20 protein-coding genes are annotated in these 23,494 nt (G+C 52.2%); 10 read left to right on the forward strand and 10 right to left on the reverse strand.

Translation table 11 applies throughout. The features are described from left to right. Nucleotides 1–210: 210 nt before the first annotated feature. Complete coding sequence (locus tag KHS78_RS16800; protein ID WP_211829680.1) at nucleotides 211–1,989, reverse strand: alkyl/aryl-sulfatase; 1,779 nt, start codon at nucleotides 1,987–1,989, stop codon at nucleotides 211–213. A 142-nt stretch (nucleotides 1,990–2,131) separates the two neighbouring features. Here KHS78_RS16800 and KHS78_RS16805 point away from each other — a divergent pair, with 142 nt between their 5' ends. The 7 genes from KHS78_RS16805 (at nucleotide 2,132) to KHS78_RS16835 (ending at nucleotide 9,828) form a co-directional block, all read left to right on the forward strand. Continuing rightward, nucleotides 2,132–3,193: an AraC family transcriptional regulator gene (locus KHS78_RS16805; protein ID WP_211829681.1), complete on the forward strand. Its 1,062-nt coding sequence runs from the start codon at nucleotides 2,132–2,134 to the stop codon at nucleotides 3,191–3,193. A 203-nt stretch (nucleotides 3,194–3,396) separates the two neighbouring features. Continuing rightward, nucleotides 3,397–4,053, forward strand: a complete 657-nt coding sequence (locus tag KHS78_RS16810) for a cupin domain-containing protein (protein WP_211829682.1) — start codon at nucleotides 3,397–3,399, stop codon at nucleotides 4,051–4,053. Nucleotides 4,054–4,097: 44 nt separating this feature from the next. After that, nucleotides 4,098–5,144, forward strand: coding sequence for a metal-dependent hydrolase (locus KHS78_RS16815; protein WP_211829683.1), 1,047 nt, complete (start codon nucleotides 4,098–4,100; stop codon nucleotides 5,142–5,144). 185 nt (nucleotides 5,145–5,329) lie between these two features. After that, complete coding sequence (locus KHS78_RS16820; protein WP_211829684.1) at nucleotides 5,330–6,355, forward strand: Rossmann-fold NAD(P)-binding domain-containing protein; 1,026 nt, start codon at nucleotides 5,330–5,332, stop codon at nucleotides 6,353–6,355. A gap of 70 nt (nucleotides 6,356–6,425) precedes the next feature. Then, nucleotides 6,426–7,520 carry an agmatine deiminase gene (aguA, locus tag KHS78_RS16825; RefSeq protein ID WP_211829685.1) on the forward strand — a complete coding sequence of 365 codons (1,095 nt, stop codon included), beginning with the start codon at nucleotides 6,426–6,428 and terminating at the stop codon, nucleotides 7,518–7,520. Nucleotides 7,521–7,593: 73 nt separating this feature from the next. Then, nucleotides 7,594–8,988, forward strand: coding sequence for an APC family permease (locus KHS78_RS16830; RefSeq protein WP_211829686.1), 1,395 nt, complete (start codon nucleotides 7,594–7,596; stop codon nucleotides 8,986–8,988). A 201-nt stretch (nucleotides 8,989–9,189) separates the two neighbouring features. Then, nucleotides 9,190–9,828 carry a hypothetical protein gene (locus KHS78_RS16835; protein ID WP_211829687.1) on the forward strand — a complete coding sequence of 213 codons (639 nt, stop codon included), beginning with the start codon at nucleotides 9,190–9,192 and terminating at the stop codon, nucleotides 9,826–9,828. Between the two features lie 25 nt (nucleotides 9,829–9,853). Here the strand turns inward: KHS78_RS16835 and KHS78_RS16840 are convergent, their stop codons facing one another. Together KHS78_RS16840 and KHS78_RS16845 are read right to left on the reverse strand one after the other, a co-directional pair. After that, nucleotides 9,854–10,744 carry a LysR substrate-binding domain-containing protein gene (locus KHS78_RS16840; RefSeq protein WP_211829689.1) on the reverse strand — a complete coding sequence of 297 codons (891 nt, stop codon included), beginning with the start codon at nucleotides 10,742–10,744 and terminating at the stop codon, nucleotides 9,854–9,856. Nucleotides 10,745–10,897: 153 nt separating this feature from the next. After that, a complete protein-coding gene (locus KHS78_RS16845; protein ID WP_211829691.1) occupies nucleotides 10,898–12,940 on the reverse strand; it encodes a leukocidin family pore-forming toxin in 2,043 nt (680 codons plus the stop codon). A 692-nt stretch (nucleotides 12,941–13,632) separates the two neighbouring features. On the opposite strand from KHS78_RS16845, the gene KHS78_RS16850 reads away from it, so the two are divergent. Further along, nucleotides 13,633–15,249, forward strand: coding sequence for a WD40 repeat domain-containing protein (locus KHS78_RS16850; protein WP_211829693.1), 1,617 nt, complete (start codon nucleotides 13,633–13,635; stop codon nucleotides 15,247–15,249). 142 nt (nucleotides 15,250–15,391) lie between these two features. On the opposite strand, the gene smrA is transcribed toward KHS78_RS16850, so the two are convergent. Then, nucleotides 15,392–15,967, reverse strand: a complete 576-nt coding sequence (smrA, locus tag KHS78_RS16855) for a DNA endonuclease SmrA (protein ID WP_211829695.1) — start codon at nucleotides 15,965–15,967, stop codon at nucleotides 15,392–15,394. Nucleotides 15,968–16,126: 159 nt separating this feature from the next. Between smrA and KHS78_RS16860 the strand changes: the two genes are divergently transcribed. Next, nucleotides 16,127–17,158 carry a histone deacetylase family protein gene (locus KHS78_RS16860; protein ID WP_211829696.1) on the forward strand — a complete coding sequence of 344 codons (1,032 nt, stop codon included), beginning with the start codon at nucleotides 16,127–16,129 and terminating at the stop codon, nucleotides 17,156–17,158. A 91-nt stretch (nucleotides 17,159–17,249) separates the two neighbouring features. Beyond that, nucleotides 17,250–18,341 carry an extracellular solute-binding protein gene (locus KHS78_RS16865; protein WP_246506633.1) on the forward strand — a complete coding sequence of 364 codons (1,092 nt, stop codon included), beginning with the start codon at nucleotides 17,250–17,252 and terminating at the stop codon, nucleotides 18,339–18,341. A gap of 78 nt (nucleotides 18,342–18,419) precedes the next feature. On the opposite strand, the gene KHS78_RS16870 is transcribed toward KHS78_RS16865, so the two are convergent. The 6 genes from KHS78_RS16870 to KHS78_RS16895 all read right to left on the reverse strand — a co-directional run bounded on the left by KHS78_RS16870 (nucleotide 18,420) and on the right by KHS78_RS16895 (nucleotide 23,252). Further along, a complete protein-coding gene (locus tag KHS78_RS16870) occupies nucleotides 18,420–19,589 on the reverse strand; it encodes a type III PLP-dependent enzyme (RefSeq protein ID WP_211829698.1) in 1,170 nt (389 codons plus the stop codon). Beyond that, nucleotides 19,586–20,437, reverse strand: a complete 852-nt coding sequence (speE, locus tag KHS78_RS16875) for a polyamine aminopropyltransferase (RefSeq protein ID WP_211829699.1) — start codon at nucleotides 20,435–20,437, stop codon at nucleotides 19,586–19,588. The genes KHS78_RS16870 and speE overlap by 4 nt, the downstream gene beginning before the upstream one ends. After that, nucleotides 20,434–20,901, reverse strand: coding sequence for an adenosylmethionine decarboxylase (speD, locus tag KHS78_RS16880; RefSeq protein ID WP_211829700.1), 468 nt, complete (start codon nucleotides 20,899–20,901; stop codon nucleotides 20,434–20,436). The genes speE and speD overlap by 4 nt, the downstream gene beginning before the upstream one ends. Before the next feature lie 129 nt (nucleotides 20,902–21,030). Then, the gene (locus tag KHS78_RS16885) at nucleotides 21,031–21,933 is read right to left on the reverse strand and encodes a cation efflux transmembrane domain-containing protein (RefSeq protein WP_211829702.1); all 903 of its coding nucleotides are present in this window, start codon (nucleotides 21,931–21,933) and stop codon (nucleotides 21,031–21,033) included. 284 nt (nucleotides 21,934–22,217) lie between these two features. After that, nucleotides 22,218–22,769 carry a hypothetical protein gene (locus KHS78_RS16890; protein WP_211829704.1) on the reverse strand — a complete coding sequence of 184 codons (552 nt, stop codon included), beginning with the start codon at nucleotides 22,767–22,769 and terminating at the stop codon, nucleotides 22,218–22,220. Nucleotides 22,770–22,937: 168 nt separating this feature from the next. Continuing rightward, nucleotides 22,938–23,252, reverse strand: a complete 315-nt coding sequence (locus KHS78_RS16895; protein ID WP_211829705.1) for a GntR family transcriptional regulator — start codon at nucleotides 23,250–23,252, stop codon at nucleotides 22,938–22,940. Nucleotides 23,253–23,494 lie beyond the last annotated feature (242 nt).

Genomic DNA, 23,494 nt, shown 5'->3' on the forward strand with positions numbered 1-23,494 from the left:
ATGGGCGGAAAACAAGTGATGGAGTGGTTGGCGAAAGCTGGTAAGGATCAGTAGGGGCAGACGTCGATGTGATTGCCAGTATAGTGCAGGTGAGATCACCTATGCAGGAAAATGGGGGCGGAGAAACTGTTAAATGACAATTGTCTGAATGAAATATTGGCGGATCGTGTGTGCCCGTGAACATCCTTGCTCACGGGAATTGGCGTTATTTCAGGCTGCAGGATCGAACATCGTCAGGAAACCAATCAATTCAGGCAGTTTCAGCATACCGCCGTCTATCTCAAGATCCCCTGAGGCAACAGTGCCCGGGAAGCTTCTGGCGCCAGTGACCAACTCTATCCAGTTATCCTTGTTCACTGTGATATTGAGTTCTGCCGCCGGATCAAGCCCTTCATTGAGTACTGCAACGCCACGGCGTACATGCAGGGTCCAGGTTTCATCCACATCCGGGAATGTGAAACTCAGTCGTTTATCCGTGGTATCACTCTTGGCGGGATCCAGGGCAACGGACATGGCAGAGAGGAAATTCTTTGCCGGGAAGGTTTTGATCAGCTCAAGGTTCTCAGGCGTGATCGCCTGCTTGGGCATGTGGGTTTTACCTTCCAGCTCCAGTGCCTGGGTCAGGTAGAAGTTCCGGCCATTGGGGCTGATGCTGGCTTTACCCAGTTTCCTGAGCGCCAGGGCTTTCAGCTGGCGGGCCTGTGCATGTTCAGGATCAATGAACAGCAGGTAGTTGGCTAATTCAGCGGCCCAGCGGTTGCGATCATCGGCCAACGCCTGTTGCACATTGTCCAGCAGTTTCTCTTCACCGCCGGCCAGCCTGACCATGGCTTCACCACGTTCTTTCTGGGAGGCACGCGACAGTGTGGCACTGTCTCCGTCAAACCAGCCCAGGTATCCATTGAAAATATTACGGACTGACCACTCAACGGTACCGTAGAGTTCCTGCAGGTAAGGGTGTTCTGCCAGGTGCCTGGGTAACTTGACGGTTTCGACCAGCTCATCAGGCGTCATGCCATGGTTCATGCCACGGATGGTTTGGTCGTGGACGTACTGGATGGCATCGCGGTAATCGGTCAACAGGTTGGCAATGACAGCCTGACCACTGACGGGACGGGTATGGCTGGGTACCAGGTGTTCCGGCTGCATATCCCGCATTTTATCCAGACTGTGTGCCCAGCCCAGAACATCCCGGTAAAGGGTCCCGCGAATGGTGTAGAGGTTGGGGAACGCCTTGTAGATATTGTCGCCGGGCATCAACACCTTTTTCTCCGGCAGCCAGACGAAGATCTGGTCATTGGTTTCACCGGGGGCGTGCACCAGTTTGATCTTGACGCCTGCGACTTCAATATCCAGCTCATCATCAAACGTTTTATTCGGACGAATCAGGGTGGGGACGCCACCGCCGTGTCCCTGGTTGACTGCCATGCCGATACCGGCATTCACGAGTCCATCGTCGCCTTTCTCCAGCAGGTTGCCGAACATGCGACCGCTGCGGTTGGTGATGACGGGACGGATCTGGTTGATGATCCGGTCAATGTAGTAATTGGTGGTGCTGTGGGCATAAACGTCCACATCCCCTTCTGGAACAAAACCCAGGCCGCCGAACACATGGTCGGCATGGTTATGGGTGTAGATCAGCGCCTTGACGGGTTTGTCTGTGATTTTGCGGAATTCCGCCATGACGGCTTCGGCGTTTTCCCGGCTTTCCATGACGTCGACGATTATGACGCCGTCGTCGCCTTCAATCAGAATCGAATTGGCCAGTCCGAAACCCACCGCACTCCAGACACCCTCTGTGACTTGGTAAACCTTGCGTTCGAACTCGGCACTGTGTGCTTTCAGAATGGGATGGACGTGGGATTCGGGGTGTGACGCGTCGTCAGTTACATGCTGTGTGGTCTGTGTCGGGTCGGAACTCGTACAGGCGAAAAGCAGTGGTACGATGCTGCCTAGTGCGGCATACCGGGCGAGGCGGGGTAAACGCATACGCAGGAGACCTCTTTGTCAGTTCATTATTGTTGTTCGTGGCAGACAGGTTTTCCTGTTCTGATGTGGCGGTATTTTATATAGTCACTCCTGTTTCCGTATGGACATTCCGGGACAACCTTTTGACCCAAGCGGACAAACAATGCAGGCAGTCACGCACAAGCCAATAACAGGAAAAAAGTCTCAGGCTACGGAGCCGACAACGCTCAGCAGCTGGACGCTCGCGGTTGCCCGTACCATTCAGTCGTTCGGTATTGAGCCGCAGCCGCTGTTGAAACAGGCGGGGATTGATCCGTCCTTGCTCAGTCAGCCCGGTGCGCGGGTGCCGATGTCCTGCATGACCCGGCTCTGGCAACTGGCGGTTGAGGCGACCGGGGAAGAAGGGTTCGGCCTGTTCCTGGCCGAGCATATTACCCCTACCGCCCTGCATGCGTTCAGTTATGCCGTTCAGGCCAGCAGTACGCTGCGGGAAGCGGTCGCCATCATGCAGCGTTTTTCGCGGGTGATCAGTACGGCTGTGGTGCTGGAAACCCGCGAAGAGAAAGGCCATCTCTACATGATCTTCAAAACGCCCGATGGTCAGCCGGACCCTTCCTGGGAATCCATGGATGCGTTTCTGGCCTGTGCGGTGAATATGGGGAGCTGGACGTTTGATGTACCGGCGGAGTTATACGTCGGTGTTTGTGTAAGACGACCAGAACCCCGCGACAAGACGGCCTATGAACGGTTCCTGCGATGCCCGGTCACATTTGGCAGCAGTGAAACCAGCCTGGTCTTTAATGGCAAAATTCTCGACTATCCCTTACTGACGGCTAACCCTGAACTGGCGCGGGTGAATGGGGAAGTGCTTTCCGGTTACCTGGCACGCATGCAGGCCGCCGATATCATTGACCGGGTCCGCAGTGAAATCTGTGAGTTGCTGCCCTATGGCGAGCCAAACCAGGAGCGGGTGGCGGCGTCATTGAACATGAGTGTGCGAAACCTGCGGCGAAAGTTGAGCGAAAAAGGGCAGAGCTATAAGCAGCTGCTGGACAGTATTCGTCATGAGCAGGCCTGCCGTTTACTCAAACAGTCGGAACCTTCTCTGGGGGAAATTGCCTGGCAGTTGGGATTCCACGATACCAGCAGCTTCAGCCGTGCTTTCCGCCGTTGGGAGGGAACGACGCCCGCCAGGTATCGACAGGCTGATGTCGTGCAAGACTGATTCACGTACTAAAAAATACATAATCGTTTGCTGACACCGACCGTCAGAATAGCCGGCGTGCTTTTACCGGAAAAATTGCGGTATGTCGGCTATACAGTGTTATCAGATTAATCTGCATTAATTCTCTATATGTCAGGAGACTTGCTTTGCCCGTGATAAGCAAGCGGACAGACAGCGTTAAGGTATTTCTAAGGTTAGTTTTAGTGATGTGGATTCTGGTTGCATTTCCATCCGGCGTGAGTGCAACTGAGAGTTTGGATACGATGAAGATTCAGTTTCCCAACGTGGTATCGCGTCTTATTGCTGAAGGCGTTAACAAAAAGGTTCCCGGCAGAGAGATACCCCAATGGGTGTGGCGACACCTTGGGGAAAAACTGAAAGACTCCGCCATTCATTTTTCCAGCCTTCATGGTACTGATTGTCACAAGACTTATCAGAGGATAGTGATCTTTCGAAGTGAGGATTACGCTGATTTCCGAAATAAAACCGTGCCGTTTGCAATCGTTGCGATTGTCCTTTGTCCAGGGCAGGAAACTGTCACCCATGATCATAATGTGGAATGTGGCCCTTTGCTGGTTAACGGTGAAATGACGGAGGTGTATGGTTATACCGATAATTTGGTGAATACTGGCACAAGGATCGCCATACTTGATAAAAAGCGAAAACTTGAAAAGTATCACCCCGCTCAATATTTTTTACCCGACCAAGACAATACGCATCGTCTGCAGGAAGCGTCGGGTGATAAACCGGCTATAGCGTTAAATCTGTATGTTGATGCACGGGGAAACAGTATCAGAAATCGGTTTCCCAACCTTTTGAGAATTGATAATGAAAGCGGGGCAGAATGGTGGCTGGAATAATGTTACTCCCGAGATTATTGATAATAGAGGAAGCGTTTTAGTACATGGATTCAGTCACACAGGCATTACTGGGTGCTGCGGTTGGTGGCGCCGTTGCAGGACGGAGGTATGGCCGTAAGGCGTTCCTGTGGGGAGCGGTTCTGGGTACCTTGCCGGACCTCGATAATCTGATCCGCTGGGGTGATGCGATCAGTGATATGACTAAACATCGCGGCTTCTCTCACTCGCTCTTTTTTCTGACGCCTTTTTCCCTTGTATTGACTGCTGCTGTATATCGATGCTTCTCATCGCTCAGACCGGGCTTTCTGCCGTTGTGGTTGATGATCTGGTTGTGTCTGATTACCCATCCTGTATTGGATGCGTTCACCACTTACGGCACCCAACTGTTCTGGCCAATGCCTTTGCAGCCAGTCGCCCTATCCTCGGTATTTATTATTGATCCGTTGTATACCCTGCCGCTATTGATTGGTGTCCTCCTATGTCTGCGAAAATGGGGAACGAATAACGCCTGGCGATGGAATACTGCGGGATTGATGGTCAGCACTGGCTACCTGATGTTGTCACTGCTGGCAAAAAGTGTGGTCCATGAGCGACTGGAGACGACGCTGGCCGCTGGGGACTTAAGTTACAAACCGGTTTTCAGTGCGCCTACACCATTCAATATCGTGCTCTGGCGAGTAATGGTGCTGGATGGTGATCAATATCATGAAGGTCTTGCCTCATTGCTGGATGATCAGGCAAATATTCAGCTGATTAAGTTCCCGGGTAAATCGGTTGCCGATGCGCCAGAGCTGGCATCGCTGGATCGACTGAACTGGTTCACCGGCGGTTTCTACAGTCTCCATGAAACACAGGGTGATCTGATCGCGACCGATTTACGTTTAGGTGTTTATGCCATCCATCCCTTTCGTTTTCTGGTGGCAGAACGAGATGCAAACGGCCTCTGGCAACCGGTGAATCCGGAGCTTAAAGGTAGCCTTGTTCCGCAATCACTCTCGGGTTTCCCACGTTTATGGGAACGGATGCAGGGCAATACGCTGGATGTCTGTGAAGTGTCTGTTGGCAGTCCATGTGATACGGACTTTCCATAGGAGAGAGCGTTTGCCGGTAGTCGTTTTTAATAAGACCGAGACCTGTTTAGAAAAACTTACAGCCCCGTCAGTTAATCGAAATTTTTTCTTTTCTTCCGTTGCAATAATGTAGCCCCCGAAGCGAACAAAACACCGATGAGCCACACCGGTTCATCGGCAGACAATAGAAAACGGGAGCGAGAAACATGCGTCATTTCCTTGATACCTGGGACTGGTCCGTCGACGAACTCAAGAACATGATCGATCTGGCCTTCCTGTTGAAACGTCTGGATAAGCAGGGTGCCTGTCCTGAGCTGCTGAAAGGGATTTCCCTCGGCATGATCTTCGCGGAGCAGTCCACCCGGACCCGGGTTTCCTTTGAGGTGGCTCTCGAAAAACTAGGTGGTCATGCCCTGTATCTCCGGCCTGGTGAAATCCACCTCGGTACTGGGTATGAAGGCAGTTATGACACGGCGAAAGTCTTGTCCCGTTTCCTGGATTGCGTGCTGATTCGGGATCTCGACCATGACAGCGTCATGAGTTATGCGAAGTATTCCGATGTTCCCGTCATCAACGCCATGACCGCCTACCTCCATCCCTGCCAGGCCATGTGTGACCTGATGACCGTGATGGAACATAAACCCAAGGATAAAGATCTCAAGGATATCACCCTGTTCTGGGTTGGCCCGACCGATGTGGAGGAAACTGGCGCCAACGCGGTTTCCCAGTTATTCCCACGCCTGGGTATGTCGGTAATTTATGCGTCACCGGAAGGCTATACCCTGACCGATGAAGAGGCTGAACCTTCCATGCGCGCCGCAGAAGAGGGTATGGGACGCTTTATCCGCACGACGGAACCGGAAAAATACATTGGTGAAGCCGACTTCGTGTACACCGGCTGCCTCTATTACCCCGGTTATTTCGAAGAACAGAAAGAAGAGCGGATGAAACTGTTCATCCCCCGCTACCACGTCAACATGGATCTGATGAAAAAGGCGCAGCCCCATGCGAAGTTCATGCACTACCTGCCGGCCTTGCGGGATGTGGATGTGACCAGTGAAGTGATGGACAGCGATTATTCCATTGTCTTCGATCAGGCTGAAAACCGCCTTTACAGCGAAATGGCCATCCTGTGTACCTTGCTTTACCCGGGTCTGAAACAGGCTTCAGAAGACCTTAAGCGTCATGGCAAGGCAGAAGCGGAAGCCTTACTCAGTCGCTGCCTCTCCTGATGCAAAGCGGGCCGGTGATTCCATGCCTGGGATTACCGGCCCTTGTTGATTCTGTTTCGGAGCGTGAATCATGGCAAAGGTACACACAACCACCAGTAAGGTGGACGGATTCCGGATGCCCGGGGAACACGAACCCCAGGAAGCGATCTGGATCGCCTGGCCGGAACGGCCTGACAGCTGGCGCTGGGGAGCCAAGCCGGCACAGTCGGCTTTCGTCGAGGTGGCAAAAGCGATCGCCGAAGAAACCCAGGTCAATATGATCGTTTCCGCCGGGCAATATGATAATGCCCGGCAACAGTTGCCGCCGCATATCCGGGTCGTGGAAATGAGCACCAATGACAGCTGGATGCGGGATATGGGGCCGTCCTATGTTGTCAATGATGAAGGTGAACGACGCGGCGTCGACTGGCAGTTCAATGCCTGGGGCGGCTTGCTGGATGGTCTTTATTTCCCCTGGGATGCCGATGACGCCCTTGCGCGCAAGGTCTGCGAATTCCATGGCGATGACAGTTACCGTGCACCGCTGGTGCTGGAGGGAGGTTCCATACACGTCGATGGTGAGGGAACAGCCTTTACGACAAAGGAGTGCTTGCTGGATCCCAGCCGCAATCCGGATCTGTCCAAGGCAGACATAGAACAGTACCTGAAAGATTACCTGAATGTGGACAAGGTGATCTGGTTACCCCACGGGCTGTATAACGACATCGATACCAACGGACATGTGGATAACCTGATGCACATAGCGCGTCCCGGTGAGGTGGTTCTGTCATGGTGCGATGATCCGGAAGATCCCCAGTATGCCATCTCGAGGGAAGCACTCGCGGTACTGGAAAATACGACAGATGCCAAAGGGCGTACGCTGAAAATTTACAAGCTTCCTGTACCAGGTCCGCTGTATATCCGTGATGACGAAGCCGATGGCTTTGATGTCTGTGAAGGTATGGAGCGATCCAGTGGTGTGAGGCTGGCGGGTAGCTACGCCAACTTCCTGATCACCAACCGGCGTATTGTGTTCCCCTTGCTCTGTGATAAGCGGGATGCCGAGGCGCAGGGGCTGCTGCAGGATATTTTCCCCGGTTACGACATCGTAGGGGTTCCGGCTCGAGAAATACTGCTTGGCGGCGGCAATATCCATTGCATTACGCAGCAGGTGCCCGCGCTTTGAGGCGACTTTTCCGGTGTGCAGGGAGGCACACCGGAAATCATAACAATGTTTGTTGACCCTGGGGGGTAGCAACATGAGTACATCGAAAAAGTCCGGCCTGGGTCTGGTCGGTATTATCTTCTTCATATTATCGGGCTTGATTGGTATTGATGGGTTGACGGCCTCTGCGGCGATTGGCCCATCGGTGTTTGGCTGGTGGGTGTTGATCCTGCTCTGTTTTGTGTTGCCCTATGTGCTGATTGTCTGTGAACTGGGCTCGGCATTCCCGGGGGAGGGCGGGGTGTATGACTGGACGTTGCTGGGGCTGGGGGAACGCAATGCCGCCCGGGTCGGCTGGTATTACTGGATTAATGTTCCGCTGTGGATGCCGTCGGTTTACCTGATCTGCGCCGGTATGCTGGCGGAACTGTTTTTTCCCAATATGAGCACCTGGGGAATGATCGCCATTGCGCTGGTTATGGTCTGGATCACGATCTTTACCGCGAATGCCTCACTGGATATCGGAAACCTGATCAACACGCTGGGCGGTTTGTCGAAAGTGCTGGTGCTGCTGGCCATGGCCGTCGGTGGTCTGTTTTATATCGGAGACCATGGCGCAGCGAATGAACTGACACTGTCCAGCATGATGCCGTCCATGGATGCCTCATTCATGTATGCGCCCACACTCATCTATATGCTGATCGGTGCTGAAACTATTGCCTGTATGGGATCCAGCATTCGTAACCCTCAACGGGATTTGCCTCTGGGTATTATGCTGGCAATGGGGATTATTGTGCTGCTGTACTGGGCAGCGATTTCATCCATGATGGCAGCGCTGCCGCTTGAAGAGCTATCGCTGGTCGGCGGGATTGTCCAGACATTCAATGTTCTGTTTGGCGACAGCAGTCTGGGAACCCTGCTAACCATGACGCTTTCCCTGGTCGCGATTTTCGGGCTGTTCACGTACCTGATTCCGTGGATTATGGCAGCCTCCCGGGCCGCCATGGAAGCGGCTAATAACCATGAAATGCCGGCGATTTTTGCCAGAAAGAATGCACATGGCGTACCGCAGGGCGCGAACATGATGACCGGTTATGTCGCGACAGTGGCGTTGATCCTTTATGGTTTCATGGCGGGCAGTGCTGATGACCTGTTCTGGTCTCTGTTTGCCTTTGCGAATTTCCTGTTGTTCATCACCTACTTTTTCTTCTTTGCCACTTTCGTGAAGCTGCGTCAGAAAGAACCCGGTGCGGTGAGACCTTTCCGGGTTCCCTGTGGTGATCGCATGGCCGTACTGGTGGCCCTGGTGCCCGCCGTTGTTCTGTTCTTTGGTTGTGTGCTGTTTGTTTTTCCCGATCTCCTGGCTGGCAGTATCGACTGGGCGTACTCCGGCCCAACGGTGATTGGGATTATTGCAGCGATGGTCTTTATTGAGGCTTCGATCACCCGGCTGAAGCAGAGTGGCGAAGAAACGGCAACAGCCGTTTAATGGTCTATTAAAAGCCGATGGCCCCGTTATTTCTGGTCAGATAATGGGGCCGGGTAAACCGCGAACCCGTTAAGGTTTGGTTAAGATTCAGCCGCTTATAGTCGCCCCGCCTGACCGGTTTGATCCATATCCTGCTGCCTGCTGGTGGAATATCAGAACCCGTCACACTTAACCATTACGACAACATTGATCGGGTTTACGATGCCTCTGACCAGACACCTGAGCTTCCCGCTCGCTTCTTTCCTTTTACTTTTTACTGCGTCTTCTGTCTTTGCGATGTCGATGGAAGATCAAGCCATACAACTTCGTCAGGAAGCCAAGACACTGGTGAAAAAAGTTCGCCAGTATGAAGATGGCTCGATCAATCGCAAACAGGTCAAACAGCAGATCAAAGTGATGCGCAATACCCTGGCCATGCTGGAATCCTCTGCCGGGGTGAAGAGCAAGGAAAAAAGCACCAAAAACAGTATTAAAAAATGGGATGGCCGTTATACCGTACGGGCCGTGTCACCTAGAACCAGCTCCTGGGGAAAACGCACCCGGCGGAGCATTGCCATTGATACCAGTCAGCCGCTGGTTGGGTTGGAGCTGTATGCACAAACCGCCAGTTACCGATCCAGTGACTTCTATGACCTGGAGGTGGAGTTCAATAATGGCAAGAAGCTGATTATCAATGGTGAAATTGGTCGTGTGAATGGTATGCGTAATGAAGGTGACATGCTGTTGAAACTGGCCGATTTCAAATCACCCAGACGAGTCAAACAGGTGACCCTTTATACCAGCCAGAAACTGGATTGGGTGCAGATGCGTGGCAAGGTGCCGAGAAGTTATATTCAGTAATCACATTTGATTACCCCGGACGTTTTTACTGGGGGATTGCATACTCCTTCATAATCCAGTCATGGAGTTGCCGGATTAAAGGGCGCTGGTAACCGGACTGGTGACAGACCACGTAATAGCTGGCGCAGGGAATCGTTTCCTTAAACAGAGGGACCAGAAGCCCCTGAGCCAGCTCTGCCTTGCAGAAGACCGGGTCTGCGATAATCACACCTTCACCGACAACCGCTGCTTCAATGGTCAGGCAGAAATCCTCATACACCGTGCCTCTCTCACCGCTAATGCCAGTGACGTTATTGCTTTGTAGCCAGTTGACCCAGGTCGTGCGATCTTCGCTGTGCAGGAGGTGGAACGGATAAAGGTCTTCCGGCGACTGAATGGCCGGCATACGCGCCAGTAATGCCGGGCTGCAGGCTGGAAAACCGTCCAGCTCCATCAGGTGGCTTATGTGGATCTTTCGCCAGGCGGGTGGACGGCGGTAATGGATCACCAGGTCAGTGGTTTGGGGCAGCCGGGCCGGCAGCTGGTGGTTGGTGATCAGTTCGATGTCTACCCGGTTCAGGGCTTCACGAAGACGCTGTATCTGACCTCTCAGGCAACGGGCGGCAAACGTCGGTTCGCAATGAATGACCAAACGATCCGCCGGCGCCTGCTGTAAGAGAGCCATGCTGGCTTCGAGGATATGATCCAGCGCGTGGGTACAAGCTGGGAGTAACTGACGTCCCTGTGCTGTGAGTAAGATACGTCCCGCCGTGCGTGTAAACAGGTCCAGACCAAACCAGCTTTCCAGATGGCTGATCTGTTGGCTCAGTGCACTGTGGGATACACACAACTCTTCTGCCGCCCGCCCCAGGTGTTCATGCCGGGCAACCGCTTCAAAGGCTTTTATTGCATTTAGAGGAGGGAGTTTACGGCGCATGGCATCAGGGAATTTCAACCGGTCTGAAGCGATGCTAACAGGATGGATCGGCGATTAGAACGTGCCGTCATCACAGAAGAACCGTTGTATTGATATACAACAAACGTTGCGTTTATCCGCATCAGCATCCGGTGCTGATGCGGAATATGTCGGTCAATAAATGACTAATGCATCCGTGGCTTCAACTCGATGGATGTAATTTTTCCAGTCGCTGTAGACTGCAGGGTTGTCACTGACCACCGGCTTGCCGTTAACCAGTGCCAGTTTTTTACCCAGTTCATTGATCAGCTTGTCGTCTTTCCAGCGCCATTTCTGACGGGCAGACGCATCGCAGCGGCAAACGACCAATGTATCGTCTTGGGCGACCTCAAGGCAGCGGTCAGGCGCCACTTTGGAGCGGTAGCGCTGTTCATCATCAATCCCCCACAACTGATTGTTGCGGTAATGGCAGCGGTAGACACCAACAGGGGAACTATCGGCGGTCGCACTGCCGGTGACATCCAGGCAAAGGCCGTCATCGCTGTCATATCGGAAGGGTTCCAGAGATACCGGGACTTCAGGGTCAAAGACCGGGGAATCCCAGTTAATCTGGATATTTTTCCTGAAGGTATACTGGGTACCCTTGTAGCCGCCCGGTACATAGGTCTGGTACAGGGCGGAGTAAACGACCTTGCCTCCCAGGGCAACGACTGTCAGGTGGTTTTCAAGCGTCAACCGTGATGACCCGCGCTTGTTCGCCGGCGCACGGAAGGTTGCGCTCATGCCGGGTTTGAAATTGGCGTGGGCAACGGCCGTGAATTCAGAGTTTTTCCACAGCCAGTCACTGCCCCAGAGGGGCGCCGTGACATGGGTCACCCAGTCCTTATGGTGCTGGTCGTATTTCCGGTCCCATAGCCAGGAAGCCCGGTCACCACTGCCGGAGGCGGATGACTGGTTCTCGACGCTGTACTCGTGAACCTCATATTCGACGGTCCGGTTGCTGGAATAGGAAAAATTCGCACTGACACTACCGCCCGCCTTCGGGCCCTCCTTGCCAATTTCCGCGTTGGCCTCTGCCGCGACACCCACCGTGAATCCGGTTTCTTCACTGATGGTTTTATGGCGTGGTGTATTGTCCGGTGTGTGCTGGTAGAGGCGCAGGGCAGGATCATTGCTGCGAATGTCCGTACCGTATTTCATCGCTATCGGGCCGAACCAGGTGTCCCGGTTGGTCCAGGACTGGAACCAGGTGTGCTTGTGGCTGGGGGATTTCACCAGATGCCAGCCGGCGCCGCCGGATTGCTGTGGGTTAAGGGTGAACCGGACAAGCTTGGCATCATCGGCATTCTTGTCGCCACCGCCGGAATAAGGGGTCGAGCGGATCAGGTCGATGCTGTAGAACAGGGCAATGGACATCTTGCCGTTACAGGCATCGATGGTTTCGTCGCTCCAGTCCCAGCCACTGACTTTTTTGCCGACCATGCAGCGGTTACCGACATAACGGAATTCCAGGGGGATCGTGGTCTCCGGTTTGAAAGGCGGCTGCGTGGCCGCAGAGGCTGTTGTGACACCCGCTTTACGTCGATGTCGGAGGTCAGAGGCCTCATCACCGATAAACCATTCCCTCAGCAGCTCATCCGTTTCATCGGCCAGCAGGGAGAGCTGAGCGTCGGACAGCTGATGGGCCGGGTTCATGATAACGCTGGCTTCATTATCCGAAGAGGAAAACTCTTCCTGTTCCGAAGTAATACTGAGTACCCGGTATTCCGGCACGCCATCCCGTTTCCGGACCAGTATGACCGGATCACTCAGGCCAATGCCCCCGATACTGGCGCTGACGCGCTGTTGTTTGTCGGCGTCGTTGCTGGTGGAGCCATCAATGAGGATCGGTACGCCAGCGGTCAGGGCATCCTGGGCCTGTGACAGGGCACTTTTACTGATCGGCAGGCTGGCATTGACGACCAGCAGGCTGACGCTCGACCAATCGTTATCCTGGTAGCTGACGGGGCTGGCCTGCCAGCCGCGGTTCTGGATGACAGTCAGGGAGAGGTCGGGTAAGGCACCAAGCGTTGTGATAACGGGGGCGTGTGATGAGGCTGGCATCGCTCTGAAATAATCGGCCTGAACGGTTTCAGGCAGAACCATCGGCAGGCCAGAGCAAGCCAGGATGAGGGGCAGAGGGATAAATCGGCGTGTACGAAAGCGATCGCCTTTCATGCGATGACCTCCATCAATGGCAAAGGTGTCAATCCAGTCAGGGGGAAGCGTTAAACGTACCGTTGCCTCGAATCGCTGAACGTTGACTGTGTTGATTAGAAAGCAGAAGGAACAACCCGTCGATAAACTCGGAAGTCACCTCTGACCGAGGCAATCAGATCATAGGATGATCTGGAGGCAGCATTGCCTGTTTGGAATCGCTTCGAAAGAAAATAGCTTTCGAGTGCCTGTTTGTCTATCTCATCGATAGATGTAATGGGACGACTAAATGGGAGGCTGGCTAAAGTAAACTACGAATTATTTACAGCGCTATCTACATTAATGGTGTCTTGTTGATATTAATTTTTCCTTTTAGGTGTTGATATTTACTCTCGCTGGATAGTCAATTATTACCAATAAATGTATAAAAATGCGATTTTGGTATTTTATGTGCGCGTTTTGATTGCGCGGTAATTAATAATTAATCTATGCCTTAATGGTTTCTGGATATTTTCTTGAATAAAACCCAGTAATTATCAGGCAATAAAAAGAAAACGCTGCATGGGGCCTGTTTGAAACATGACCACTGCATCAATGAAAACTCATCCCCTGAATGTTTGTCATCCCGGCAGTGTTGTCAGTTGTTTGTGGGCACTACTTACAATTAATGGGATCTCTATGGATAGGGATGCCACTTGAAACAGGTGATCTGTATGGATCCTGTTAGCGATAGACACACTGAAGGCGTATTGGCACAATCGGGATGTGCGTCTACATCCAGAGAACAATTGCCAGAAGTCGTTTGGGGCAGGACTGTTCAAAATATACATATAGTGTTCCGATTACTGGTTGATAATCGCTATTTATCCTATGAGGATTTACTGGCCTGCCAGCTACTGGACAGGAAAATTGCCAAGGCCATCCAAACAGACAACCTTGTTTCTCGAGCCTATTGGAATCAATTTCCCCGACCTTGTGTCAAATCTGCATTATCTGTGCAACGGTATCTGAATGAAATACGTCAATGGTTTCTTACTTGTGGAAAGACTAAAGCGGTGTTGCGGCTGGATAAACTGTTAGAGCATCCGGACTTTCATAAAGTATTATTGTACGTCATATCTAAAACACTTGAGCACGCCCAATCCTGGGGATTTGTTGAAAAGTTGTCATTAGACTATGGCGAGACAAACAGGTTTCCACTCTCCGTTTTTAGCCCCGACGGCATTAGCTTGGTGGTTGGTTCTATAGATGATTGGGTGTATAAGGCTTCCAGCATCCAACTCTATACATACGATTTGACAGGCGCGTTGAATTGGAAACTGCGATTCAACCCAGGAGAATACCGGTTTGCACAGTACAGTTCAGATGGAAAAAGCGTTGTGTTCCCTTATTCTGACAGGATACATATCCTTAACTATGATGCTGAAGAGGATAAATGGTACATTAAGCAATCGATTGGGGGACGATACTGTTTTGCTTGCTTCAGCTCCGATGGTCAAAATCTGCTGACGATTAATAGCAATTCCGAAATTCATATTCTTACCCATGATGGGGTGCGCTACGATGTATTGCTGTCGCAAAAGGTGGGGGACCGCCATCCTTTGTGTGATTACGCTGCATTTAGCGCGGATAGCTGTAGCCTGTTTGTGTTCAGGACAAGCAATCCCGAAGAATGTACTGTTTACGATAAAAATCGACAAGGCCAATGGGGGTTGACGTGTCGTTTCAAAATTGAATCCAGCGGAGAGTATAAAAGGCATGAAAGTGATTGTTTTCGTGTTAGCCCCGATGGTTTGACTGTGGCAAAGGCTGTTGATGATAGAGTGTATATTCTTAGCCGTACTGAGGATCATAACTGGAAAGGGCAATATTGCTCTGATTCGCTGAGCGGCCAGGTTATGTCTATTTGTTTCAGCCCGGATAGCCATAAGCTCGTTGCTCTCTTCGACGTTGCGCATAGGACTTCAGATTGTGTCTTTGAATATGGTAAGAGAGCCGGCTGGGAGAAAAAGCGATTGCACACGAAGGTTGGAGAGGTATACGGTGGGCAGGCTATCTTCAGCCCTAATAGTCGTTGCTTTATTCTAACGTCTTACGATATTGGCGGTTTTGTTGTTTTTATTCGTGATAAGATGATACCCCGGTGGGTAAGAAAATATGAAATCAATTTCACTCCGCCAATGGATGTGTATCTAGGTTCCAATAAACTATTTCAACCTGTTCAATTTACACCTGACGGTCGAAAGTTACTGCTTGCATCAAGACAGTCTATTTATGTCATGGATATTGTTGCATTAAAACCGTCAGAAAGACGATGCGCCATCCTGTAGATAGTATGGTTGTGACTTTATTGGGACAATATGTCGAAAAATCTCGAATGGTGATTATTCAGTACGATGCTTTTCACCGATGAACAACGTCATGCTGGATTAATCAGCCACAGATCGTCCGTGATCAAGAGGCTGACGTAAATTACCGACGCCGCAAGTGCCGCTCACGGTTTTCCTGCTTCTTCTCTTCGCTTTTCCTGAGCAGTACATAGACGGCACCATTTCCACCATGCTCACGCTGGGCACTGTGAAATGCCAGTACTTCCTCGAATTGTGGCAGCCAGGTAAACACATAGCTCTTCAGTTTGGCCGGAGGGTTGCTCTGCTCACCTCTGCCATGAACCAGCAAGATGGTGCGCAGGTCAAACCGACGGCAGTCATGGATGAACTGGTAAACGTCAACCCGCGCTTCCTTGGCGGTTTTCAGGTGCAGATCAAGCCGTGCATCCACCGGGTATTTGCCCAGACGTAATTTTTTGAACACGCCTTCCTGTACGCCATTCCGTTTCCAGATCAGCATATCGTGGGGCTTAACCCTGACAGGGTTTTCCAGGGATAGAAAGTTGGGGTCGTGCAGCTCCTGCTGGGCGGCTTCCCGGCGTTGTTTCTGGCCAGGGGTTTGCTCTGCACTCTTTCGGATATCAGCCTTTGACTTGGGTTTCAGGGGACTGACATCCTGCATTTCCTGCAGGAAGAAAGAAAAATCGTCGTTACTCATCTCGCTCAACCGGTACGGCTGGAATCGCTAGGATAACAGAGTCGTATCACGGTGCAGAGTGTTATCCGTGCATTGCGTAAATACGCTATACGACAGTACTGCATTTCTATAGCATTGCGCGCCGGATTTTATCGCCCTGCATGAGTGACTCACTGCAAAATGATCACCTTTTTTTCTGACCAACAGGCATTGCACCGCGATGTCAAAGAAGTGCTGAGTGGTGAGCTGGTCCCCAGCTTCGAGGTCGCTCAGCGTACCGACATTGTTCTCAAGGCCATTGAGGCGCGGGGACTCGGACCTGTCATGGCACCGTCGCATGTTGATACCGGTGCCGTCCTGGCCGTGCATGACCCTGATTATGTCACGTTTCTCCGTACCGCTTGGGACGAGTGGCAGTCCACGTTTCCCGGTACCACACAGGCCATGCCCTATTGTTTTCCCGTGCGTGGATTCCGGTCCATCTGTCCGGCACATATTGAAGGCCGACTGGGGTATTACTCCGCAGACCTGACGGCGGCGATCATGGCAGGTACTTGGGAAGCCGTTTGGGCCTCTGTTGAGTGTGCTCTGTCAGGTCAGCAGCAGATTACCGCTGGCGAAAAGGCAGTATTCAGTCTTTGTCGTCCACCGGGGCATCACGCTGGCCGTGATCAAATGGGTGGCTACTGTTACCTGAACAATGCTGCTATTGCCGCTCAGGCGTACAGGGGCAGCGGCTGCCAGCGCGTCGCAATACTGGATGTGGATTACCACCACGGCAACGGCACCCAGTCGATCTTCTATGACCGGGCTGATGTACTTTTTACTTCCATTCACGCCGACCCTGCCTGGGATTACCCCCATTACCTCGGGTACCAGGATGAAACCGGGGCAGGTGATGGCAAGGGATTCAATCTTAACCTGCCACTGCCGCTTAACAGCACCTGGGCAGAGTATGAGCCGGCACTGCTGGCGGCACTGGAACGGATTGCCCGTTTCCAGCCGGATGTGCTGGTGGTGTCGCTTGGGCTGGACAGCTATGAGCACGACCCGATTTCCAGCTTCAAGCTGGATGCCGAAACGTACACGTTCATAGGGCAACGCATCGCCGAACTCGGTCTGCCCACCCAGTTTGTCTTTGAAGGCGGCTATGCGGTAGACGCCCTGGGGACCAATACCGTCAATGTGCTGGAAAGTTTCCAGCAGCACTGAATTCCGTAACCGGACCCCATGCCGTGATCATTCTTGATCAATGGCCGGGTCCACTGTGTCTGTTGTGTCGTTTCAGCAGGAGTGTCTATCGTTGAAAGCGTTGATTTCAGGTGTTTTGGCTGCGGTAAGTGTGGGGTTGGCAGTGTCTGCCGTTGCACAGGAGCCGCCTCGCCTCAATGTATATAACTGGTCCCATTATATTGCTGAGAATACCGTCTCTGACTTTGAGGATGAGACCGGTATCCGTGTGACCTACAGTCTGTATGACAGCAATGAAATGCTGGAAGGAAAGCTACTGGCCAGCCGTTCAGGGTTTGATGTTGTCGTGCCTTCAAGCTATTTCATCCCTAACCAGATCAAGGCCGGTGTTTATCAAGAACTGGACAGAAGTCGTATACCGAACTGGCAGAACCTTGATCCTATCCTGATGGAAAAGCTGGCAGCCTTCGACCCGGGTAATCGTTATGCCATCCCTTATATGTGGGGCACTTCCGGCATTGGTTACAACGTAGAGAAGGTGAAGGCGGTTATGGGAGATGATGCGCCGCTGGACAGCTGGTCGTTGCTTCTTGAGCCTGAGAATATCAGCAAGCTGTCAGCCTGCGGCGTGGCCATTCTGGATGATCCCATGGATGTTCTGGCGTCCATACTGGTTTACCAGGACAAGGATCCCAATAGCGAGAACCCTGAAGACTGGAAGCAGGCCGGTGAACACCTGGCCAAGCTGGTACCCCATGTCCGTTATTTCAGTTCTTCACAATTTGTGGATGGTCTGGCCAGCGGCGAACTGTGCGCGGTGATGGGTTACTCCGGTGGTGTACTGCAGGCCGCAGAAATGGCCAAAGGGCATGGCCTGGATATCCGTTATTTTGTTCCCAGGGAAGGGGCCGCCGTCTGGTATGACGTTCTGGCGATGCCGAAAGACGCGCCTAATTCTGACAGCGCCTATCAGTTTATGAATTATATTCTGGAGCCCAAGGTGACGGCGGATATCAGCAACACCGTGGCCTACGCCAATGCCAACCAGAAAGCGACAGCGTACGTGAATGAGACTCTGCGTAATAACCCGGGCATCTATCCGACGGCAAGACTGTTGAATACGCTGTTTGTCGTGAAAGCACCGGACAAGCGTATTGTCCGTACCGTCACCCGCGCCTGGAATCAGGCGAAGCGCGCCGGGTAATTGTGTGATTGTCGGAACCGGCTATTGTCGATGCCGGTTCCAGCCTGCCAGACCAACTGGAAAAACTGCTGCAGTCATTCAAAGAGAGAAGTTAATGCCTGTTTCGCCCGGTGGGTTGAGGACAACATCGCGCGCTCTGGGGAACAGGTTGAAATCCGTCGCACTGGCGATGGTATAAGCGCCCATCTGGTGTCCGATCACGAGATCGCCCATTGCCAGACGTGGCAGCTGTATATCCTCAGCAATCACATCAATACTGTCGCAGGTTGGGCCTGATAAGACGGCGCTTTCGCGCTCACGCTGATCGCTGAAGACCGTTAAGGGGTAGCGTCTGTAGTCGTAAAGCTGGCCGCTGAAAGAGCCGTAGAGTCCGTCATCCAGATAATACCAGCAGCAGCCCTGTCGAAGCGCTATGCCCATCACCGAACTGACGGATGTGGCGGCCGGTGCGGCAAGATAACGGCCAGGCTCTGAGATGACCTGCACATGATCTGGCAGTGCGGTGAGCGCTGTACGGATTTTGCTGCAGAAAGCATGAATGGATGGAACCTCGTCAATATAAGACACGGGAAAACCACCGCCAATGTTGAGGACTCCCAATCCTCGGCCATTCAGGTACCGGGCGGAATCGTGCATCAGTCCGGCGCAGGTGAGTATGGCACACACGTGGTTATCGGGATTGGTGCACTGCGAGCCCGCGTGAAAGGAGAGTCCTTTCACGGTCACGCCCATGCGTTGCGACAGCTTTAGCAGAAGGGGCACCTGTTTCGGTGAACACCCAAATTTCCTGGATAGATTGATAGATGATGAGGGGTTGGGGAAACTCAACCGAAGTAGCAACGCAACACGTTGGCGATAGGGGAGAAATTTCTCCATTTCCTGTGGGCTATCTACGACAAATGTAGTGCATCCGAAGCGCAGTGCTGAACGAATATCGCTATCCCGTTTGATCGGGTGGGTATAAAGGGTTTGACGCGGTGAGACTGCCACCTGGCGCAGCAGGTTAATTTCACCACTGCTGGCCAGGTCAAAGCCCGCACCAGCCTGTGCCAGTGTTTGTAAAACGGAGAGGTGTGGCAGAGCCTTGATCGCAAAGTAATGCTTAACCCCGGGTAACGCCTCACAAAGTTGCTGGTATTGTTGCAACATCCTGGCGCAGTCAATGACCATCAAGGGAGAGCCGAAGTCAGCGACCAGTGACCGCCACTGGGCTGCACTCGATACCGGGGCAATCGTTATCGCATTCATAACGGCTTCATCAGTGAGAGGAAAGAGGCAGGTAATGCAAAGGCGGCCTGGTGCAATGCCGGCGTATAGTATTTTGTAGCAATGCCTGAATTGTTGTAGCGCGATGTCAGTGTAGCCAGTGGGGTGGCTCGTAAATCGCTATTATCGGTTGCCCAGGCCAGTGTCATGAACCCACCAACATAGGTAGGAACAGCGATAGTATAGAATGTTGTGTCTGAAAAGAGTGGGTGCAGGCGTTGTGCCGATGTTGTCAGCTCGTCCGGTTGAAAGAACGGGACACCGTTTTGGGCAACAAACAGGCCACCGGGTTTCAGGCAGTGTTTGCAGGCCTCATAAAACGTCGAGCTGAACAGCACTTCGCCGGGTCCGATCGGATCAGTACTGTCAGAAATGATGACATCGAAACGCTGCTGTGTCTGGTTGACAAAAGCCATGCCATCATCAATAACCAGCGTCAGTCGAGGATTATCAAAGGCGCCCTGGCTGTGGCCCGGAAGGTATTCACGACAGGTTTGGATGACGGCTTCATCAATTTCCACCTGGGTGATGCGTTTAACGGTTTGATGTTTCACCACTTCACGCAAGATGCCACCATCTCCCCCGCCGATGATCAGCACCTCCTGTGCATCACCATGAGAAAACAGTGGGACGTGGGTCAGCATCTCATGGTAGATGAACTCATCCCCTTCGGTGGTCTGGATAATGCCATCCAGCGCCATGATGCGGCCGAAACGGGTATTTTCGAAAATCACCAGGTGCTGATGAGGGGATTTATGCTCAAACAGTAGGCGGTTGATCGCGAATGTCTGGCAGTAATCATCGAGCAGTGTTTCGTGAAACAGGTTCATGGTTGCACGATACCTCGCAAGGCCTGGTGAATATCGACACGTTGTGGAGAGAAGTTTCGCTTGAGAATCGTGATGGCCTGTTCCGGTGTGGCATCGCCGCACATGAAAATATCAAAGGCGGCAAACTGTCTTTCAGGCCAGGTGTGGACGCTGATATGCGACTCTGCCAGTACAGCCACACCCGATATCCCACCATTGACGGTGAAATGGTGCAGGTGGATATGCAGCAGTGTGGCGCCACAGATATCGACACAATCCCGCAGGGTATTTTCCATGATAGTGAGATTGTCCAGAGGCGCCGCCTCCCACAGATCAAGGATATAATGCTGGCCGGCAAATACTTTGCCATCCCGCTGAATAAAATGATCCTTTGACAGGTTGGGTGAAGGTGAATCGTGCCATCGGCTTGGTTGCCCGTTGAGAGTGGGTACAGCCTCTTGCGTCGTCGCAGGATGAATGGGCATTTGGCGTTGTCTCCCTGCATTTAATGGCTCGTTAACCGCCACGAGAACGACGTGTTCAGAACTTATGGTGGTGTACAGGTTTCAGGAAACTATAAAAGTAGGCGCTCCCCGGCGATTAGCCTGTTTTTTTTAGGATGAAATTGCGGAACGTTGTGGAGAAATCACGATATTCAGTTGAAAGTGTTTGGCCTGTGATTGGAGTTTTTTCTCAGCGGCCCTTCGAAACAGGTGTACGTCGTCGTGGGTAAGCGTGCTTTTACCTGTCGGTACACCGATTTCAATATTGACCCATAACCAACGCCCCAGGCAGATGACATGTGTCCGATAGTGGAGGAGCCCGATTTCTGTTGCCGTGGCGGCCAGTGCCTGCTCCAGGGCGTGAGTGAGTCCCGGTTCCGCAATATCCTGCAGTAACAGCTGACGAAAATTTTTACGCAGTGTTGCCACGGGTAAACGAATCAGGAAAACCAGTAGCAATAGGGTCAGCACGGAATCAATATAGGGCGTGACCGGGTGGGTGTCTCCCATGAAACAGGCCAGGGCAAAGGCCACCATGGCCGTCGCGCTCACAGAGGCATCCACCACCCACTCCTGGTATTCAAAGTAGATAAGCGGTGACTGAATCTTGCGGTAAAGGTACAGGAAAGTCATTGCGGTTGCCCCGCCGACCAGGGTTGAAAACACTTCGTAGATGAGTGCCAGGTCAAATGCTGGCAGGTTACCTCCCCGGACAATCTGATAGGTGGCAACCGATAGCAGGAGGCTGCACAGGGCCAGCAATATGAGTGACTCAAAGAGTAGCATCAGGGGTTCCAGTGTGGCAGAACCAAAAGGGCGTTGGGCAGAAACTGGTAACGTCACCAGTCTGGCTACCTTGACGTTGGCCAACATCGTCAGCGTACAGAGCAGTGAATAGCCCCCATCCAGCAGGACTGCACTGGAATCACTGTACAGTGCGACCATTATACCGGTGATACCGAAAAACAGTTCCAGAACAACGGAATAACAGAGAACTTTCCGTTCGGTCAGCATAAGGCGTCAGTGTTTTTCTCAGCGAGTCAGTAAGCCGTTGTTGGTAACTGTGACAGATAGGGGTTGGTAGCTGAAACGGGACGTGAATAAACGACAAATACTGGCATGCCTTACATCCTGTGGTTTTTGAGAGATGCCTGACTGACAAGAACAGCATAGACAAGTTCGTGTATGGGGTGGGTTGAATGCGGATTGTTATTCAAGACACTCGTGCAACGCCCAAAAAAAGAAAAGTACGTGCTGGATAGTGCAGGGCGATTCAACAACATCCCTGTTGTTCGCGGCTAATAAACGGCATGCGCCTGATCAGAGCTTTCTACATTGCAGATAGAATCATCGGATCGTTTGTACGTTGTGCTGATAAGAGTGACATTCCAGATGGGCAGGAATCCATTAAGAAAGCCGCTGACGCCAATCACGTTCTTGTCCTCTCCCTGACTGAACGTCATGTCAGTGAATACTCCACCCGAGGTATCGCCTTTCCGTGTTCCGTTCAATGTATACCGGCTATACGCTGGATTGGCGTAGGCATTCTGAAATCTGGGGTATACGCCGGATGCATCACGCATCTGAAACTGGCTTGTTTTGCCTTCTGACCAGGTTTTGTAATAAAAGCCATCATTGACCACTTTAAAAAAAGCCTGCGTTTGAGTTTCATCAGCCCAACAGCCTGTCAGCCATGAAGGGGGACGAATGGTTACGTCAGGGATTCCCCGGTCGGACTTGATTGCACTTTCTGCTTCTGAGTCGATGTCCTCCGGGAAGCTATCGGTGCTTGTCACCTCAGAAAACGCAGGGATTGAAACCAGCAACAAACACGCCAGACACTTGTTCATTAAAACCTCGCAATAATGTGTCAAACAGGGTGATTGAAAGATAGTTGAGTCGTTCGCGATACGCATGACCAATCCTCTGACAATGATCATCACGAGAGAGCAGGCAACCTGCCTCAGAAGAAATAAAAACGACAATAGGTTTGTTTTATTAAGACAGCATCCAATCGGTCACGTTTCTCCTGGGTGATACGCTCGACTGCCATTCTCGCTGCCTGGCTCTCCAGGGCAACGCAGGTGATAGATTTCCCACAGATCATTGTCGTCCATGGTGATGACCTGCCAGCCGGCATAGGGTTTCTGGGATATCAACCCTTCGCTGGCCAGCGTATTCAGGGCCATTCTGACCGTGGTCCGGGAGAGATCCAGGGTTTTGGCCAGGCTGCTTTCTACCAGTTTGTCGCCGGAGCGGTAATCCCCCGCGAGGATCTGCTCCCGGAGATAGTTTGCTGCTTGCTCTTCAAGGCTTTGTTTCGATATTTTCATGGTATTGCTATAGCCGCCATGGGGCAGTCACGTCCTGGAACCTTGGCGTCGATGCTTGCCTGAGGCAGGGGCTCGTGACTTTACGTGGATTCCTGATGGGTAAACATCCTATTTGGCACAGCATGATACAGGATTTTTCCGTGGGCGTAGTGTTGATAAAACGGAGATTTTTGAAGAAAAACAGAGTTTTTCAATAATCATAGAATGAAGAAGAGTGGAAGTGAAAATGTTTGATTGGTTAT

It is taken from the genome of Kistimonas asteriae (assembly GCF_018263925.1).
GTDB lineage: Bacteria > Pseudomonadota > Gammaproteobacteria > Pseudomonadales > Endozoicomonadaceae > Kistimonas > Kistimonas asteriae.